Genomic DNA, 17,084 nt, shown 5'->3' on the forward strand with positions numbered 1-17,084 from the left:
AGCATGGCTTCTGAGTTTACACTGGGAGGATCACCCTTGACAGGCGATCTCGACAACACGTGGGTTCGCCTGCGCGAGGTGCAGGGCGGCGAGCACGGCCGCCCGGACGACCGCCACGGGGACGTAGAGGTCCTTGTCGTGCCACAACGGCGGCCCCTCGCCGGGGTCCGCCACCCGCCGCAGGTAGCGATACCCCCGTGCCGCCGCCTCGGTCACCGGTTCGTCGCCGCCGACGAGCAGCAGGAGCTGCAACGCGTACGCCGTTTCCTCGGCGGTGCCGTCCCATCGACCCCACGAGCCGTCCTCGCGCTGAGTGTCCAGGGTCCACCGCACGGCCCGGCGCACCGCCACCCGTGACTCCGCACCGCCGAATTCGCCGAGCGCGAGCGCACAGGAGACGGTCGCATAGTACGGCGACGCATGCCAGCGATCGTCCCAACTCCCGTCGGCCCGCTGCCGTTCACGCAGCCAGGCCGCCACTTTCCCAATCGCCGCCGCATAGCCTTCGGTCCGGCTGGGCCGCGTCCTCGCGAAATGTCCGAATGCATCCAAAACATGGGCATTTACGCTGACCGACGCCCCTTCCTCGCCCTGCCAGGTGCAGAAATGCGTCGGCGTCTCGAATGCCCGCAGGCTCTCCGGCTCGTACGGCATGCCGAGCAGCGAGAGCGCGTACAGCGCGACCGACGTGGTGTCGGCGTCCGGTGGCAGCCCCGCCCCCGCCGGGGTGCCGGCCGGACCGATCGCCGCCGCGAGGTCGGCCGGCATCTCGGGTGGGACGTGGCACTCAATCCCGGCGCGGACCAGCCAACTCAGCACCCAGCCGCGCTCGAACACCGTGATCGGAAGACCCACGGGCACCGGCCCGCCATAGCGCAGCGCGACCGCCTCCAGGTGCCTGCGGGCTGGATCACCCGGATTGGGCGGATCGCCGACGGCGAGCCACGCGGCGGTCGCGGCGGGCGAGGCCCCGATCGTTCCCGCCGCGGTCGGCCACACGGCGGGCGCGCCAGCGGCCGACCGGCCACCCACCTCCAGTGCGTGCATGAGCTTGTCCGGGAGGGTCTCCCCCGATTCGAGCCGCCGCCTGATCATGGTCAGCGGCGCCTCGTTGAGCCCCGCGGGCAGTGGCAGGCGCTCGATCCCGGCGCCGGGCAGGACATCGAGGTGCGCGTTGACGAGCGCGACGAGCGACATGACGATGATCTCGATGGCGGGCGTGTCGGGGAGGCGGGCGGCCTCGAACTCCGCCAGCAGGCGGGTGAGCGCGTGCAGCCCGCGCATGGCCGGTTCCATCAGGACCTCCGCCGCCAGGCCGCAGTCGTCTCCTCTGATAAGGGCGGAGAGGAGGGCCTCGGTGGCGCTCAGGGTCGGTACCAGGGCGTACCCGTCCGGCGCCCCCCATGCCCCGTCGGGTCGCTGTGTCCCGGTCAGGTACGCCACCCGATCACGGTGGCCCACCAGCCAGGGGGCGAGGGTCACCAGCCTGCCGGTCTCGTAGACCGACGGTGACACCTGCCCCCAGGGCTGGAGCATGAGACCGCGCACCAACTCGTCGGCGGCCGCGGTCACGTCGATCTGCGCTCCGAGGATGAGATCCGTTGAGCTCAAAGTTCACCCCAGTAGTCCACGAGGCCGTAGAAGCCGGTGTTGAAACCGATTTGGCGTTCCAGGTAGTCGGCCGTACGGGCACTGCCGGCCCGGACGGGTTCCAGGAGGGTCGCGCAGCGGTCGACGATCTCGCGCATCCGTGCGGTCACCTCGTCACGGCCGACGCCGAGCGTCAGCGCGTTCAGGTCACCCCACTCGATCTCCCGGCCATGGGTCGCCAGGTCGTTGAGCAGGCGCAGATAGCGCTGCACCTCCGCGCTGACCTCCCGCAACTCCTCAAGGTGATCGAGCGTCCAGGGATCACCGGTCGCGATCCAGTGGGAGACATTGACGAACGACGAACCGCAGCCGTCGGCGTTGTCCAGGTATTCGTCGAGCGTGAGCGACGTCCCTCCGCTCTTCCATCGCCATTCCGCGGCCATGGCGAGCAGCGTGCGCGCGAGCTGGTCGAGCCAGATCGGGTGCAGCGCGGGGAACGACGGCGCCACGGCCAGTTCGTCGCGGATCTCCGCGAGGAAACGGGCGATCGGGCGACCGGTGTCGCCGCCCCCGGCGGCGGCGAGGCAGTCACTCACCAGCGCGTCGATCTCGGCCGCCGATCCTGCGACGACATCGGCGAGGTAGTCCACCGCGAAGATCCACAAGGAGGCCCGGTTGACCACACGCAGTTCCTCGGGAGCCGCCCATGGCGAACCGAACGCGCCGACGAGTGCGAGTCCGCTGAAGAACCCCGGGTCGAACGGCTTGACCGGGAACAGCTCCCGGTACGTGTCGGCGCAGGCGATGAGATCGCGCTGGGACCTGGCGGCGAGCGCGCACGTACGCCCCAGTTCGGCGGCGGCCGAGAATTTCCCGGCGCCGAGGCCCATGTCCTGTGGATTCATGCCCGGGAGCGCTCGACCATCGTCATCTGGAGCCTTCCGCCCGGTCTCAGGGTGGAGGCCAAACGCGCCCGCTTCGGACCGGAGCCATGCAGCACCGGTCGGTAGCGGCTCAGCATGCTGACAAGCAGGAACTGCGCCTGGATCATGAAGAGGTGCTGTCCCAGACACTGGTGCGGGCCGCCGCTGAACGGGATGTAGGACCACCGGTGCCGCCGCTCCCGCCCCGGGGCGAAGCGCTCTGGGTCGAACTCGAGCGGCCGCTCCCAGAACTCCTCGAGCCGGTGGGTGATGTACGGGCTGAGCACGACCGTCGATCCCGCCTTGACCGTGACCCCGCCGATGACGTCCGTCTCCAGCACCCGCCGCGGCAGGATCCACCCCGAGGGGTACAAGCGCACCACCTCCGTAAGGAATCTGCGCATGTACTGCAGTTCGGGCAGGTGTGAGGGCCGGACCGGACCATCGCCCACAGTTCTGTCGATCTCTTCGTAGATCCGCTCAGCGACTTCCTGATGCTCGTCCAGCATCACCCAAGCCCAGGCCAGCGCGGTGGAGGTGGTCTCGGAGGAGGCGCCGTGCATGCCCACCATGTCGTCACGGATCCGCCGGTCGCCCTCCGGTCCGACATCGTCGCGCCGGGCACGCGCGATGGCGGAAACGACGTCCAGTCCGTCGCCCGGGTCTTCGCGGGCCGCCCGGACGCGGGGGTAGATGACGTCGTCGATCGTCCTGATCGACCGGCGGAACGCGCGGTCGCCGGGCATCGGGACATAGCCGGGGACGAAAGGCAGGACCAGGCGGATCGCCGTCGCGGTGACGCCGACCTCGTAGGCCGGGATCAGCCGGGCGATGTCCTCATCGGAGATCTTGTCGCCGAAGAACAGCCGCACGATGGTCTTCTGCACGATCTCGGCGATGCCGCCGACGATGTCGAACGGCTCGCCGGGCCGTACGACCTCGTCGATCTGCTCGACCAGGATGTCGGCCATCCGCTCGGCCAGCGAGTCGACATACTTGACGGTGAACAGCGGCTGCAGGATCTTCCGGCTCTCCCGCCAGTTCTCCCCATCCGACAGAATGCCGCCACCGATCAACGGAGCCAGCGGATCCCAGAACATGCCCTCGCGCACGTAGTTGGGCTGGTTCGTCTTCAGAACGTGCTGCACGTGGTCGGGATGGGTCACCAAATAGGGGCGGAAGGGGCCCATGTTGAGCCGGACGATCTGTCCGCCCGCCTGCCGGCCCGCCTCCTCGAAGGCGCTGACCGGGTCTCGCGGGTGCTTCGCCAGCAACCGATAGAAGGGAAGCGCGGCCGCGCTACGGGCCGACCCGGCGGCGGCGTCAACGACGGCATCAAGGGACATCTGGGCTCGCTCCCCCACGGTGACGATCATGCCATTCGCGAAGTATCACATGATCCACACCGATTGATCAATCTTGCGGTGAAGTGACACTTTTGTCACGGTCAAGGTGACCTGTGGAGAACCAGCGGTGTTTGAGTGGTTGGTGAGGGAGAAATGATGGTTGTCCGGGCGTCTCAACCCGGGCACACGAAAGAGGGCCGAGCCCTGGCGGCCCGACCCTCTTCGAAGACTGGACTACGCGGTGTTGACGACCAGCAGCGCCAGCCCGACAAGGACGACGACGGGGATCAGCCACACCACGACCTCGCCGAGGAACTCCTTGTACATGACGACCGCATCCTCCAGTTGACGTGCGTAAGTGGACCCGAGCATATTCGCTCGCGCGGCCTGGTGGAACAGCGGTACCGCGATCGGCCGTCGACACACCGTGGGCGGAGCCTGGCGGCGAATGAAACCTACATCCGTCTGTCCAGGTCAGGCGGATGAACGGACGGTCATTCCGGGCCGCGGGGCCGTGCGGATCCAGGTCGTGTCCCGCGTGCCCGGCGGCCTGACGGTCGCCTGAACGACGGACGATTCGTGCATGATTGTTCGGCCGGGGAGTGTGCCCCGGCGCCGATCGATCCCGTGGAGGTACGGCATGAGCGAATACGCTGCCACTTTCGAACTCATCGACGCCGACAAGGACGGGCGGATCTCCGCCGACGAGTTGGTCCGGCTCATGGCGGTGCTCGACGAGCCCCTCACGATCGACGGTGCACGCGGAGCGATCTCGAAGGTCGACGCCGACGGCGACGGCCTGATCGACCTCGACGAGTTCAGCACCTGGCTGCGCGGCCGCTGAGAGAACAACCTACACAGGCCGTAGGCTACGTCGGACGTAGGTTTTCTCGCCTCCGCGGTTGGGCGGGATAATCGACACATGATGGCGGCCGAGTCGGCGCAGACGCTGGAACGGGGATTACGGCTGTTGCGGCTGCTCGCGGAGGGCCACGGGGGGCGCACGCCAACCGAGTTGGCCGGCGAGCTCGGCCTCAGCCGCCCGGTCGTCTACCGGCTGCTCACCACCCTGCAGGCCGAGGGTTTCGCCAGACGGGACACCGACGGGCGGGTCCATCTCGGGTTCGGCGTCCTCATGCTGGCCCAGGCCGTACAGCCCCTGCTGCGCGCGACGGCGCTCCCGGTGCTGCGCACGCTCGCCGAGCGGGCCGGGGCGACCGCGCACCTGACGATCGCCGAAGGCGACGAGGGGCTGGCCGTGGCCGTGGTCGAGCCGTCGTGGACCGACCTGCACCTCGCCTACCGGGAGGGCTCGCGGCATCCGCTCACCCGCGGCGCCGCCGGACTGGCGCTGCTCGCGCTGCGGTCCCGCCGCGGCCATTCAAACGAGGAACGATCAGGCGAGGGCATCGGGAACGGCGGCGATCCGCCGCTCCGCACGAGCCGCGGCCAGCTTCAGGAGGGCGCCACGGGCATCGCCGCGCCCATCACGGGCCTCTCGTGGCTGGAGGCGTCGGTCGGCGTGGTCAGCTTCGCCGACCTCGACGTGGTGACGGTGGGCCCGCTCGTGCTCTCCGCGGCCGAGGATCTCGCCGCCGCGCTCGCCCGGCCGGAGCCCTCACCCGCTCAGCCTGCCGGGTGACCGGCGCACGCCGTCATCCGCACCGCCCGAACATCTGCACGTAGGTCACGGCCGGGGTGACGGACCCGGCGGCCGGATCCGCGCTGCCCAGTGCCGCTTCGGTGTACAACTCGGTGAAGGCGGGGTTGAGGATGTTGGCGCGGTGCGGCGCACTGTTCATCCACCACGTGACAGCGGCCCGCGGCGTGACATAACCGTGGCCCCACCCCACGTACGTGTTCTCGGCGACGGAGAACGAGGCGCAGCCGCGACCATAGCCCTCTGCCTGGGCGCGGCTGAGCGGGGTCGAGCCGGTCTGCGGATTGGTGTGCGGGTCGCACATGCCGGGGTTGCCCGTGATGGGGTAGCAGTTCTTGCCCGGCTCCACCTTCCCCCACCAGCGTAGGCTGACGGCGGCCTCAACATGCTTGCTCGTGGCGGCGCTGAGTGCGGGGGCCCGGCGCAGCCCGATGTACTGCTTCAGCGGCGGCAGGTTGCGGCTGGTCCGCTCGGCGTTGACCAGACACCGAACCGCGTTCTGGATGTGGATCCACTGAGTGCCGAAGTCTCCCCGCCCACGTGCGGTGTCGGGGAAAGCCGATAGCGGCCGGTAGACCATGTCGATCTTCGCGCAGGCCCCGGCGCCCTGCAGCGTCGGGGCCACGGCGGCCGCCGGCTGTGCCAGTGAGACGGCGGTGGTCAGGCCCAGCAGGAGGGCACCGGTGACGATGGCGGGCTGTATGCGGCTGATCATTGGGGGGCTCCTCAGGTCGGAATGTCCCTTAGGAGATAAATCGAGGGCCTTACAGCCGCCTTGCGATGCCCTTGTAGCCACCTTGCTCACCCCTGTTACCGGGTGGTCCGCGCACGTCGTTTGACATCCGTGGCTCAGTGACGGATCGTCGTACGTATAGGGGACACAAGCGTCCGATATTCGGACATCACCGGCTATGGAGGATCGCCATGCCGTACTACCGCAGCGTCGGCGAGGTGCCGCGCAAACGCCACGTACAGTTCCGCAGGCCCGACGGCGGGCTCTACCAGGAGGAACTGATGGGCGAGGAGGGGTTCTCCTCGGACTCCTCGCTCCTCTACCACCGCCACGCGCCCACGGCGATCGTGAAGGCCGAGACCGTCGACGGGGGGGCTGTCGAACTCGCGCCCAACCTCCCGCTCTCGCCGCGACACTTCCGCACCGGTGATCTCTCGACGACCGGCGACCTGGTCTCCGGGCGGATGCTGCTCGCCGGCAACGCCGACGTCCGGATCTCGTACGCCGCGACGGACACGCCGAGCGAGCTCTACCGCGACTCGATGGGCGACGAGTGCGTGTACATCGCGAGCGGACGGGCGCGCTTCGAGTCGACGTACGGCGCGATGGACGTGGGCGAGGGCGACTACGTCGTGGTCCCGACCGGGACGATCCACCGCTGGGTGCCACAGGGTCCGGTGACCGCGCTGGTCATCGAGGCGGCGGGACACATCAGGCCGCCCAAGCGGTACCTGTCGCAGTACGGGCAGTTCCTGGAGCACGCGCCCTACAGCGAGCGGGACCTGCGTTCACCGGCCGAGCCGCTGCTCGTTGACGGCGAGGAGGTCCCGGTCCTGGTCCGCACGAGGGGCGGGCTGACCCGGCTCACCTACGCGAACCACCCGTTCGACGTGGTCGGCTGGGACGGCTATCTGTACCCGTACGCCTTCAACATTCACGACTTCGAACCGATCGTGAAGCGGACGCACGCGCCGCCGCCGGTCCACCAGACGTTCGAGGGCCCGGGCTTCGTCATCTGCTCGTTCTGCCCCCGGCCGCTGGACTTCCATCCCGAGGCCGTGCCGATCCCGTACAACCACCACAACGTGGACTCCGACGAGTTCATGTTCTACGTGGGCGGCGACTACACGGCACGCAAGGGGTCCGGCATCGACGTCGGCTCGATCTCACTGCACCCGGCGGGCTTCACACACGGTCCGCAGCCGGGCGCGGTGGAGGCGGTCGTCGAGGCCGTACGGCAGGGCCTGACGACGACCACCGAGGTCGCGGTCATGCTCGACACGTTCCGGCCGCTCGACCTCGGCCCGGCGGCACTGTCCTGCGAGGATCCCGCCTACGCCTGGACGTGGACCACCCGGGGCTGACACCACCCGGGGCGAGACGGCCCGCCAGGCGGGCGATCGCTGCGCCCGGCACGGTATACGCGGTGAACGCCGTGGCGACCGGCGCCACGGCGTCACGTCTCGGCCCGCCCATCGCTTCCGAACGATTACCCCGGACGGAACTGGACAGGGATAACTTAAAAGGGAACCCTCACCTAGCGGACTTCGTTATTGCTTATGGAGGCGGGCAATGGAGTCCTGGATCGTCTGGCTCATCCTGGCGGCGGTGCTGGGAGTCGCGGAGATCTTCACACTGACCGCCGCTCTCGGACTGCTGTCCGCGGCGGCGCTGGTCACGGCGGGCACCGCCCTCATCGGGCTCCCCGTCGGTCTCCAGCTGACCGTGTTCGCCGCCGCCTCGACCGCCGGGCTCGCCGTCGCGCGGCCGCTCGCACAGCGACTCATCAGGCAGCCGCCGCTACGACGCTTCGGCGTGTCCGCCCTCATCGGCAAGCCCGCCTACGTGACCAGCCAGGTCACCGCGCACGGCGGCAGGGTGCGCATCGGCGGCGAGGAGTGGTCCGCCCGGGCCTACGACGACACCCTCGTCATCCCCGCCGGCGCGACCGTCGACGTGATCGAGATCGAGGGCGCGACGGCCCTCGTCTATCCGAGGGAGTGAAGTATGGGCGATTCTGTCCTGATCGGCGGCATCATCGTGGCCCTGGTCGTGGTGTTCACGGTGCTGCGCGCGATCCGCATCGTCCCACAGGCCAGAGCGGGCAACGTGGAGCGCCTGGGGCGCTACTATCGCACGCTGGGCCCGGGCCTGAACTTCGTGATCCCCTTCATCGACCGGGTCCATCACCTGATCGACCTGCGTGAGCAGGTGGTCTCGTTCCAGCCGCAGCCGGTCATCACCGAGGACAACCTGGTCGTCGACATCGACACGGTGCTCTACTTCCAGGTCACCGACCCCAGGGCGGCCGAGTACGAGATCGCGAACTTCATCCAGGGCGTCGAGCAGCTCACGGTGACGACGCTGCGAAACGTCGTCGGCGGCATGGACCTGGAGCAGACGCTCACCTCGCGCGACACGATCAACAGCCAGCTCCGGGGCGTGCTGGACGAGGCGACCGGCAAGTGGGGCATCCGGGTCAACCGGGTCGAGATCAAGGCGATCGACCCGCCGAGGACCATCAAGGAGGCCATGGAGAAGCAGATGCGCGCCGAGCGGGACAAGCGCGCGGCCATCCTGACCGCCGAGGGTCAGCGGCAGTCGCAGATCCTCACCGCCGAGGGCGAGAAGCAGAGCGCGATCCTGCGCGCCGAAGGTGAGCGCACCGCCCAGATCCTCAAGGCCGAGGGCCAGTCGCAGGCGATCGACGAGGTCTTCCAGGCCGTGCACCGCAACGACCCCGACCCCAAGTTGCTCGCGTACCAGTACCTGCAGGTTCTCCCTCAGCTCGCGCAGGGCGAGGGCAACACGTTCTGGGTGATCCCGAGCGAGGTGACCTCTGCGCTGCAGACCGTCTCCAAGGCGTTCACCGAGTCGCTGCCCGCGTCGCCGGCCACGCGCGAGCGCGCGCGGAGCGAAGCGGGCAGCGCGGCCGTGGCGGCCGCCGAGGCGGCGGCGGCCGAGGCCAAGGCCGCGGCGGAGGACAGTGAACTGGGACCGCGCCAGATCGAGGCCCGCAGGCGGGAGGCTGATCTCTCCGGCATGTCCGGCCTGCCCGGCACGCAGCGGTCCGACGCGCTCGGCGAAGATCAGGATCCGGCCAGCGCGACCCGCTCCACGAATCGGCCATAGCGCGTCAGCTCCGCCATGGTGGGCGCGATGACCAGCTCGTTCCCGACCTGTTCTATGACCGCCCGCAGCACGCGGGCGGCCCTGCGCGCTCTCCGGCGGCCGCCCAACCAGGCGGCCACCCGGCAGAACGCCGCGACGAGCACCCCCGCCACCGCCCCGCCCGCCAACAGCACGGTCGGCCACGGCGCCCGTCCCACCGTGGGTGTCGGCGGCCGGGGCAGCATGAGGTAGTCGAGCACGAAGAGCACGCCCAGCCACAGCGCCCCGACCGCCATGGTGGCGGCCAGCAGCCACTGCAGGGCTCCCGCCGCCCGCCACCACCGGGGTGTCCGCGACACGCCGACCGAGGTGGTGGCCACCACCCGGTCCAGGGCGTCGGCCAACTCCGTCGTCCGCGACCGTGCCGCGTGCCGTACGGAAGTCGCCCACGGCTCCGGCACGCCGGCCGCCGCGGCGGTCCCCACGTCGCGTACGGCCACGTCCATCGCGGCGACCTGTACGGCGGTCGCCGCCGGAAGCGAGGTGCGCCCGTCGCCGGCGCCCGACAGGCGCAGGCGGCGGAGCGGGTCGGGGCGCAGCCGGCGCATCCACCGCGTCACCGGCCACCCGGTCGCGGCGACCGCCCGGTGCCGGTGGGCCTTGGCGACCGCCTGGACGACCGTCGGCACCGCCGCCGCCTGCTCCAGGGCCCGGACGAGCTCCCGAGTTCGCGGGCGGTTCACGGGGACCGCAGGTGCCCCGCCGCCGGCCGGTATGCGGTCTGCCGAGCCGTTACCGGCCGTCGTAGCGTCCGCCAACGCGGAAGCGGCCGTCGCGGCGTCGGCCGCCAGCCGCGACGCCCAGGCCCGGCGACGGGACACCCGCCGGTCGAGCTCGGCGCACAACTCGGCGACGCCCTCACCGGTCCGTGCCGACACCCCCAGCACCGGCACGTCCCGCAGCCCGTCGGCGGCCAGCAGCCCGCGCAGGTCGTCCAGACAGCGGGAGGCCGACCGCCGGGGCAGTCTGTCGATCTTGTTCAGCACGACGACCATGACGTCCCGGTGGCGGGCGAGCGGGCGCAGGTACCGCTCATGCACGGCCGCGTCCGCGTACTTCTGCGGGTCGAGCACCCACACCAGCAGGTCGACCACGCCGACCAGCCGGTCGACCTCCAGCCGATGCGACAGCTCGATCGAGTCGTGATCGGGCAGGTCCAGCAGGACCAAACCGGAGCGCTTCGCGGTGCTTCCCCCGCCCGCGACCATGTGCCGCAGCGGAACGCCGAGCCAGTCGAGCAGCGGACCCGCGCCGCTCGCCCCCGCGCCGACTGACTCCGCGCCGGTTGACTCCGCGCGGCCCGGTTGCCACAGCGCCGCCTGGGCGTGGGCCGTCGTCGGCCGGGTCACCCCCACCTCGGCGATGTCGACCCCCGCCAACGCGTTGAACAGCGACGACTTTCCGCTGCCGGTGGCCCCGGCGAGCGCGACGGCCGTGTGCTCCACCGACAGGCTCCGCCGTACCCCGGCTCGCGCGACCACAGCGCGTGCCCGCTCGACCGCGGCCCCGCCGAGCCGCCCCTCCGCCAGGTCCGCCGCCTCGCCGAGCGCTGCCAGCCGTTCGTCGAGCGGGAGCTCCGCTTTCCTGCCGAGAAGCTTCACAGGGGCTGCCTTTCCCGTCGCTTCCGTACGGCCCCGGCCGCCTCTCTCAGGTGGGCCGCGGTGTCCGCCACGCCTCCGATCCCCGTCAGCAGGGAGGTGAACCGTACGCGCTCCTCGTCGAGGATGAGGCCGACCCGGCGGCGGAGGTCCTCACGTGCGGCGCGCGTCAGCTCACGCACGGCCTGGTCGCCGAAGACCGCCTCCAGGAGCTTCTGACTCAGCGCGCCGGTGCCACCGGCGATGCCGACCTCGATGCCGGTGAGCCCTCCGGTCGCGGAGAACACCGCCAGCATGAGAAGCACGCCCAGGCTGTTGACGCCGAACGACGCCGCCCTGGCCAGGGTCCGACGGTCCGCCCCCTCCGACCTGACCATGTCGAGCACGTGACCCTGCCAGGCCCGTACGGCCGTCTCGGCCCGGCCGGGCAACTCGGGGGAGGCGCGGCCGAGACGGCCGGTGACCACCACGCCGGACTTCTCCAGCAGGTCCCGGCCCGCCGGCCGGGCCAGCCACGACTCGACCGATCGTTCGGCCGCGCCGTCGGCCACCGCCCGGATCAGCGCCTCGACACCGGTCTCCAGCGCCACCCGCAGCTCTCGTTCGGGGGGCGGACGGCCGGTGATGACGGCGGTGACCCGGTCGCGGAGCCGCCCCACCCGGGACTGCAGCGACCGCATCAGATCACCGGTGCCGATGAAGTCCTGCCAGCGGGCCAGAACTTCGCCGCGCAGCAGCACGCCGTCCCGCATGCCCTCGTCGAACCCGACCAGGGCCGAGGCGTACGCCCCATCCACCGCGTCGCGCAGTTCGGCGATGCCGGTCTGCTGCCGGTCGACCCGGTCGGCCAGCTCCGGCACCCGGAGCGCGAGGCTGTCCAGCGCCCCGGTCAGGGTCTGCCGTACGACCGCGGCGCGTGAGCGGGCGTCGGCGGCGAGCCCGGCCAGCCAGTCGGAGATCGGCCGTACGGCCGGCACGGGCAGCCTGGCCCGTTCCGAGGAGAGATCCAGCTCGGACACGGTGAACAGCGGCGCCTCGGCGAGACCGTTCTCCCGGAGCAGACGGGCCAGGTCCGCGGTCACGGGATCGCGCGCCTCCGGTGGCACCCGCTGGAGGATGACCGCCAGAGCGGTGCTGCGCTCGCGGGCGCGGCGTAGGAAGCCCCACGGGACCTCGTCCGCGTAGCGGGCCGCCGTGGTGACGAACAGCCACAGATCGGCGGCGGCCAGGAGCTGTGCCGCCAACTCGCGGTTGGCGCTGACGACCGAGTCGACGTCGGGGGCGTCCAGCAGGGCGAGTCCGGCCGACAGGCCGTCCGATGCGACGATCCGGAGCGTCCCGGGTTCGCCCCGGCCACCGCCCGCCACCCCTTCCCCGGTCATCCGGGGCATGCCGGGGAGCACGTTGGCGGCGGTGAACCAGGCGACATCCGCGGGGTTGGCGACCAGGGTCGGGGCCAGCGTGGTGGGCCGCAGCACACCGGGTTCGGTGACATCGGCGCCGACCAGGGAGTTGACCAACGTGGACTTGCCCGCGCCGGTGGACCCGCCGACGACGACCAGCAACGGCGCGTCGATGGCGGCCAGCCGGGGCAGCAGGTAGTCGTCGAGCTGCCCGCTCAGCTCCTTGAGCATGCGCCGATCGGCCGCGACGTCACCGATCGCCAGCGGGAACAGGTCCTGGTCGAGGTGACGCCGCAGGCCCTGAAGCGCCTCGAGCAGCCCCTGCGTCCCGAGCGACCCGTGAGTCCCGAGCGGCCCGTCGTCGCCCGCCATGGAAGATGGCCTTCCCGCAGGAAGGCCATCGAATCGCCCGGCACCACCCGGTTACTTCCGTGCTTCCCCGCTTCCCGTACGGCTCAGCGGAGCTTTCCGTACGGCTCAGCGGCGCGGCGCGCGCAGCACGTAGCCCACGCCGCGAATCGTGTGGATGAGCTTCGGCTCGACCCTGTCGATCTTCCGCCGGAGATAGGAGACGTATGACTCGACGACGTTGGCGTCCCCGCCGAAATCGTAGTGCCACACGTGGTCGAGGATCTGCGCCTTCGAGAGCACCCTGCCCTGGTTGACCATGAAGTAGTGCAGGAGCTTGAACTCGGTCGGCGAGAGCCGTGCGGGCCGTCCCGCCCGCCACACCTGCCGGGTGTCCTCGTCCATCGCCAGATCGGCTACCTCGAGCCTCGCCGGGGTGTCCTCGCCACGGGTTCGGCGCAGCACGGCCTGGATCCGCGCGATGACCTCTTCCAGGCTGAACGGCTTGGTCACGTAGTCGTCGGCCTTGCTCAGTCCGGCGATCTTGTCTTCGGTCGCGTCCCTGGCGGTCAGGAAGACCACCGGGATCCGCGGCCCGGACCCGCGGACCCGATCGGCGACGGTCAGGCCGTCCACATCAGGCAGCATGACGTCGAGCACGATCAGGTCGGGCCGTTCCCGCTCGGCGGCGAGCACCGCTTCGCCGCCGTTCGAGGCGGTCATCACTTCGAAGCCGGCGAACCGCAGGCTGGCCGACAGGAGCTCCAGGATGTTCGGCTCATCGTCGACGACGAGCAGGCGGCCTGCCGGTGCGTCCGCGGTGCTGTCGCTGTTCGGAGACCTTCCGGTGCTCATCGCGCCGATGGTGGTGGTCACTGGCTTCATAATGCTGAAACCCTGGCAAACCCCGCTGTGGGCTACCTTGGCCGTTCCTGAGGGTTTCCTGTAAAGCTCAGGGCTTCGACCCATCCGTGGGGGTAGGTGGTCAGGAGAGGGCCTCGGGGGCCAGGGGGAGGACGGCTCGGAAGGCGGCCCCGGCTCCCGGTTCCGACCGCACGCTCACGCTTCCGCCGTGGGCGCGCACGAGGGAGTCGACGATGGCGAGCCCGAGGCCGCTCCCTCCCGCGGGCCGTTTCCGCGAAGGGTCCGCACGGTAGAAGCGTTCGAAGACCCTGGCCGCCTGCTCGGCGGTGAGCCCCGGACCCTCGTCGGCCACCTCGATGTACGCGTGATCTCCGGTGGCGCCGACGCGAACCGTGACCGCGGTCCCGTCGGGAGTGTGGGTGGTCGCATTGCTCATGAGGTTGCCGACGACCTGACGCAGCCGCACCTCGTCACCGGACACGATCAGCGCCTTCTCCCCTTCCATCACCAGCGACACGTCCCGATCCGGGCAGAGCGTCCGCGCGTCGTGTACGGCATCCGCCGCGATGGCCAGCAGATCCACCGGCTGCTGCCGCAGCGGGCGCTGCTGGTCCAGCCTCGCGAGCAGCAGCAGGTCCTCCACGAGCAACCCCATCCGGGACGCCTCGCCTTCGATCCGCTCCATCAGCCGGGTCGCGTCGGATTCGGGCGCCTGCCGGTAGAACTCGGCGAATCCCCGGATCGACGTGAGCGGCGTGCGCAACTCGTGAGAGGCGTCGGCGATGAAGCGCCGCATCCGCGCCTCCGACTCGCGTGCGGCGGCCTCCGACGCGGCGCGCGCCTGGAACGCCGACTCGATCTGCGTGAGCATGCCGTTGAGCGATCGCGCCAGGCTGCCGACCTCCGTACGCGGGTCGCGGTCGGGAATGCGGCTGCCGAGGTGGCCCTGGGCGATGGCCGCGGCCGTCGCCTCGATCTCCGTCAGCGGCCGCAGGCTGCGCCGTACGAGAACCACCCCCACCACGGCCAGCACGGTCATGACGACGCCGCCGCACAGCAGTTCGATGATCGCGAGCCGGGTGACGATCTGAGTGACCGGGGCCAGGTCCATGGCGACGACCACGGTGCCCTTCCCGTCGACGGAGAGGATCTTGGCACGCCAGCGGCCGTCACCCGAAACGGCGGGAAGCGTCTGGGGGACCGTGGATGTCACCGGCAGCGGGCCCGGCACGTCCTCGACCGCCATCCCGGTCTGTTCCAGGATGGTCCTGCCCTCGCGGTCGCGGACCTCCACCCGTCCATCGGGCGGCACCCTGAGCCTGCCGAACGAATTCGGGCCGCGCTGAGCCCGCAGGGCGGCGTCGGTGGCGATGCTGTGCAACTGCCCGTCCACCCGTGTGACCAGGTAGTCGCGGAGCACCGACATGCTGCTCACCCCGAACACGGTCAGCGCGAGGGCGACCAGCGCGAGCATGGCCGCGCTGAGCCTGATGCGCAGCGGCGTTCGTCCGGACACGTCGATCTCAGTCGCCGTAGGGCGAGATCCGCATCACGTACCCCACCCCGCGCAGGGTGTGGATGAGCCGGGGATGGCTGTTGTCGAGCTTGCGGCGGAGCACGGACACGTACGACTCGACGATCCCGGCATCGCCCCGGAAGTCGTAGTCCCACACGTGGTCGAGGATCTGCGCCTTGGACAGCACCCGCCCCGCGTTGGCCATGAAGTAGCGCAGCAGCTTGAACTCCGTCGGCGACAGCGAGATGGGGACGTCCGCCCGCCAGACCTCGTGCGACTCCTCGTCCAGCTCCACGTCGGCGAAGGTCAGCCGCGGCGGGCAGGTCACGGCGTCGCCGGCGGTACGGCGCAGCACGGCGCGGATCCTCGCGATGACCTCCTCCAGGCTGAACGGCTTGGTCACGTAGTCGTCCCCGCCGAGCGTGAGACCTCGGATCTTGTCCTCGGTGGCGTCCCGCGCCGTGAGGAAGACCACAGGCGTGCGGGCACCGCCGCCGCGCATCCGGCGCACGATGTCGAAACCGTCCATGTCCGGCAGCATGACGTCGAGCACGATGAGGTCGGGCCGCTGCCGCTGGGCCGCCGCGACCGCCTCGGTCCCGTTGGACGCGGAGTGGACCTCGAATCCCGCGTATCGCAGGCTGGCGGACAGCAATTCCAGGATGTTCGGCTCGTCCTCGACGATCAGCAACCTGGCTTCGGGAGATTCAGTGACCATGGCGCGCAGACTCTAGGGCATATGCGGTAAGGGCACGGTTAAAGCTATATGGCGGGCGATGGCCAGGCTGGAGGTGGCCGCAGGCGACGGCGCATTCCTGACCAGGACCATCCTGCCCCGCACATCGATGGCGAAGTCGTCGACCATCCGTCCGTCCCTGGCCACGGCCTGCGCCCGCACTCCCCCGCCGGTCCCGACCAGGTCGTCCATCCCCAGCGCGGGGACGTACCTCCTGGCGGCCGACAGGAAGGCGCGGCGGGCCAGCGAGCCGTACACCTCCCGGATCCCGGTACGCCAGTGCTCCACAGCGAGCCGCCGGGCGCCCGGCCAGGCCACGATGTCCCTGAGGTCGCGCGGAGACACGTGCCGCCACGAGTAGCCCTCGAGGGCCAGGGCGGGCACCGCGTTGGGCCCGACGAGGACCTCGCCGTCGATCCGCCTGGTCAGATGTACGCCGAGGAACGGGTAGCGGGGATCGGGCACCGGATAGATCAGTCCACGCACGAGCCCTCTCGCCGGCGCGGCCAGCCGGTAGTACTCACCACGGAACGGGATGATCCGTACGTCTCCCGGTGCCCCTGCCAGCGCCGCGATCCGATCGGTCCCGAGGCCGGCGCACGAGATCAGCCGGTCGAACGTGAAGCGGGCCCGCCCCGCCGCCACCTCCACACCGCGCGAGGTCTCTCTGATCGCCCGCACCGGATGAGAGAGCCGTACGGCACCGCCCGCCGCGGCGACGTCGGCGGCGAACGCGCGGGCGACGGCGGCGAAGTCGGTGATCGCGGTGTGCGGCGAGTGGACCGCCGCGATCCCGACCGCCCCGGGTTCGATCTCGCGCAGGCCCAGCGCGTCGAGCTCCGCGACGCCGGGCACCCCGTTCTCTCTGGCACGCTCGGCGATCCGCCGCAGACCCGGCAGCTCGCCGCGGTTCGCGGCGATGACGAGCTTGCCCACCTCGTCGTACGGCAGGCCGTGCTCGGCGCAGTATTCCCTGAGCATCGCGACGCCGTCCCGGCACAGCCTGGCCTTGAGCGAGCCGGGCGGGTAGTAGATCCCGGCGTGGACGACACCGCTGTTGTGGCCGGTCTGATGGGCGGCGACGTGGGCTTCCTTGTCCAGCACGGTGACCTCGGCACCGGCTCGCGCGAGCTCCCGGGCGACCGCCAGGCCCAGGATCCCCGCGCCGATGATTCCGATCCGCATGGACGGCATGC

General features: G+C 70.6%; 15 protein-coding genes. 5 read left to right on the forward strand and 10 right to left on the reverse strand.

Features of this window, described 5'->3' with window-relative positions:
* Positions 1–30 precede the first annotated feature (30 nt).
* Genes ACFHYQ_RS24340 through ACFHYQ_RS24350 form a run of 3 tightly spaced genes read right to left on the reverse strand, consistent with a single transcriptional unit; the run spans position 31 to position 3,877 of the window.
* The gene (locus ACFHYQ_RS24340) at positions 31–1,611 is read right to left on the reverse strand and encodes a prenyltransferase/squalene oxidase repeat-containing protein (RefSeq protein WP_394303449.1); all 1,581 of its coding nucleotides are present in this window, start codon (positions 1,609–1,611) and stop codon (positions 31–33) included.
* The gene (locus ACFHYQ_RS24345; protein ID WP_394303450.1) at positions 1,608–2,495 is read right to left on the reverse strand and encodes a terpene synthase family protein; all 888 of its coding nucleotides are present in this window, start codon (positions 2,493–2,495) and stop codon (positions 1,608–1,610) included. Before ACFHYQ_RS24345 ends, ACFHYQ_RS24340 begins: the two co-directional genes overlap by 4 nt.
* Positions 2,492–3,877 (reverse strand): cytochrome P450, encoded by a 1,386-nt coding sequence (locus ACFHYQ_RS24350; protein WP_394303451.1) that lies wholly within the window; start codon positions 3,875–3,877, stop codon positions 2,492–2,494. The genes ACFHYQ_RS24345 and ACFHYQ_RS24350 overlap by 4 nt, the downstream gene beginning before the upstream one ends.
* Before the next feature lie 622 nt (positions 3,878–4,499).
* On the opposite strand from ACFHYQ_RS24350, the gene ACFHYQ_RS24355 reads away from it, so the two are divergent.
* Complete coding sequence (locus tag ACFHYQ_RS24355; protein WP_204015376.1) at positions 4,500–4,703, forward strand: EF-hand domain-containing protein; 204 nt, start codon at positions 4,500–4,502, stop codon at positions 4,701–4,703.
* A gap of 78 nt (positions 4,704–4,781) precedes the next feature.
* On the forward strand, positions 4,782–5,501 hold the full coding sequence (locus tag ACFHYQ_RS24360) for a helix-turn-helix domain-containing protein (protein WP_394303452.1): 720 nt from the start codon (positions 4,782–4,784) through the stop codon (positions 5,499–5,501).
* Positions 5,502–5,514: 13 nt separating this feature from the next.
* On the opposite strand, the gene ACFHYQ_RS24365 is transcribed toward ACFHYQ_RS24360, so the two are convergent.
* Entirely contained in the window at positions 5,515–6,234 is a 720-nt protein-coding gene (locus ACFHYQ_RS24365) for a CAP domain-containing protein (RefSeq protein ID WP_394303453.1), read from the reverse strand.
* Positions 6,235–6,443: 209 nt separating this feature from the next.
* On the opposite strand from ACFHYQ_RS24365, the gene ACFHYQ_RS24370 reads away from it, so the two are divergent.
* From ACFHYQ_RS24370 to ACFHYQ_RS24380, 3 genes are all read left to right on the forward strand, one after another.
* A complete protein-coding gene (locus ACFHYQ_RS24370; RefSeq protein WP_394303454.1) occupies positions 6,444–7,616 on the forward strand; it encodes a homogentisate 1,2-dioxygenase in 1,173 nt (390 codons plus the stop codon).
* A 208-nt stretch (positions 7,617–7,824) separates the two neighbouring features.
* On the forward strand, positions 7,825–8,256 hold the full coding sequence (locus tag ACFHYQ_RS24375; RefSeq protein ID WP_394303455.1) for an NfeD family protein: 432 nt from the start codon (positions 7,825–7,827) through the stop codon (positions 8,254–8,256).
* A gap of 3 nt (positions 8,257–8,259) precedes the next feature.
* Positions 8,260–9,384, forward strand: a complete 1,125-nt coding sequence (locus tag ACFHYQ_RS24380; RefSeq protein ID WP_394303456.1) for an SPFH domain-containing protein — start codon at positions 8,260–8,262, stop codon at positions 9,382–9,384.
* Here the strand turns inward: ACFHYQ_RS24380 and ACFHYQ_RS24385 are convergent.
* The 6 genes from ACFHYQ_RS24385 to lhgD all read right to left on the reverse strand — a co-directional run bounded on the left by ACFHYQ_RS24385 (position 9,342) and on the right by lhgD (position 17,073).
* Positions 9,342–11,024 (reverse strand): GTPase, encoded by a 1,683-nt coding sequence (locus tag ACFHYQ_RS24385; RefSeq protein ID WP_394303457.1) that lies wholly within the window; start codon positions 11,022–11,024, stop codon positions 9,342–9,344. The genes ACFHYQ_RS24380 and ACFHYQ_RS24385 overlap by 43 nt on opposite strands.
* Entirely contained in the window at positions 11,021–12,796 is a 1,776-nt protein-coding gene (locus ACFHYQ_RS24390; RefSeq protein WP_394303458.1) for an ABC transporter, read from the reverse strand. Before ACFHYQ_RS24390 ends, ACFHYQ_RS24385 begins: the two co-directional genes overlap by 4 nt.
* Before the next feature lie 105 nt (positions 12,797–12,901).
* On the reverse strand, positions 12,902–13,627 hold the full coding sequence (locus ACFHYQ_RS24395) for a response regulator transcription factor (RefSeq protein WP_394303528.1): 726 nt from the start codon (positions 13,625–13,627) through the stop codon (positions 12,902–12,904).
* 130 nt (positions 13,628–13,757) lie between these two features.
* Entirely contained in the window at positions 13,758–15,152 is a 1,395-nt protein-coding gene (locus tag ACFHYQ_RS24400) for a sensor histidine kinase (RefSeq protein WP_394303459.1), read from the reverse strand.
* Between the two features lie 7 nt (positions 15,153–15,159).
* The gene (locus tag ACFHYQ_RS24405) at positions 15,160–15,870 is read right to left on the reverse strand and encodes a response regulator transcription factor (protein WP_394303460.1); all 711 of its coding nucleotides are present in this window, start codon (positions 15,868–15,870) and stop codon (positions 15,160–15,162) included.
* A gap of 12 nt (positions 15,871–15,882) precedes the next feature.
* Complete coding sequence (gene lhgD, locus ACFHYQ_RS24410) at positions 15,883–17,073, reverse strand: L-2-hydroxyglutarate dehydrogenase (RefSeq protein ID WP_394303529.1); 1,191 nt, start codon at positions 17,071–17,073, stop codon at positions 15,883–15,885.
* Positions 17,074–17,084 lie beyond the last annotated feature (11 nt).

The sequence above is a fragment of the Sphaerimonospora cavernae genome (assembly GCF_042435035.1).
GTDB classification, from domain to species: Bacteria; Actinomycetota; Actinomycetes; order Streptosporangiales; family Streptosporangiaceae; genus Sphaerimonospora; species Sphaerimonospora cavernae.

Bases quoted from the DNA above. Each gene is read 5' to 3' on its own strand.
- ACFHYQ_RS24345 (WP_394303450.1), bottom strand. From the start codon at position 2,495: ATGAATCCACAGGACATGGGCCTCGGCGCCGGGAAATTCTCGGCCGCC.
- ACFHYQ_RS24355 (WP_204015376.1), top strand. From the start codon at position 4,500: ATGAGCGAATACGCTGCCACTTTCGAACTCATCGACGCCGACAAGGAC.
- ACFHYQ_RS24360 (WP_394303452.1), top strand. From the start codon at position 4,782: ATGATGGCGGCCGAGTCGGCGCAGACGCTGGAACGGGGATTACGGCTG.
- ACFHYQ_RS24365 (WP_394303453.1), bottom strand. From the start codon at position 6,234: ATGATCAGCCGCATACAGCCCGCCATCGTCACCGGTGCCCTCCTGCTG.
- ACFHYQ_RS24370 (WP_394303454.1), top strand. From the start codon at position 6,444: ATGCCGTACTACCGCAGCGTCGGCGAGGTGCCGCGCAAACGCCACGTA.
- ACFHYQ_RS24375 (WP_394303455.1), top strand. From the start codon at position 7,825: ATGGAGTCCTGGATCGTCTGGCTCATCCTGGCGGCGGTGCTGGGAGTC.
- ACFHYQ_RS24380 (WP_394303456.1), top strand. From the start codon at position 8,260: ATGGGCGATTCTGTCCTGATCGGCGGCATCATCGTGGCCCTGGTCGTG.
- ACFHYQ_RS24390 (WP_394303458.1), bottom strand. From the start codon at position 12,796: ATGGCGGGCGACGACGGGCCGCTCGGGACTCACGGGTCGCTCGGGACG.
- ACFHYQ_RS24395 (WP_394303528.1), bottom strand. From the start codon at position 13,627: ATGAGCACCGGAAGGTCTCCGAACAGCGACAGCACCGCGGACGCACCG.
- ACFHYQ_RS24405 (WP_394303460.1), bottom strand. From the start codon at position 15,870: ATGGTCACTGAATCTCCCGAAGCCAGGTTGCTGATCGTCGAGGACGAG.
- lhgD (WP_394303529.1), bottom strand. From the start codon at position 17,073: ATGCGGATCGGAATCATCGGCGCGGGGATCCTGGGCCTGGCGGTCGCC.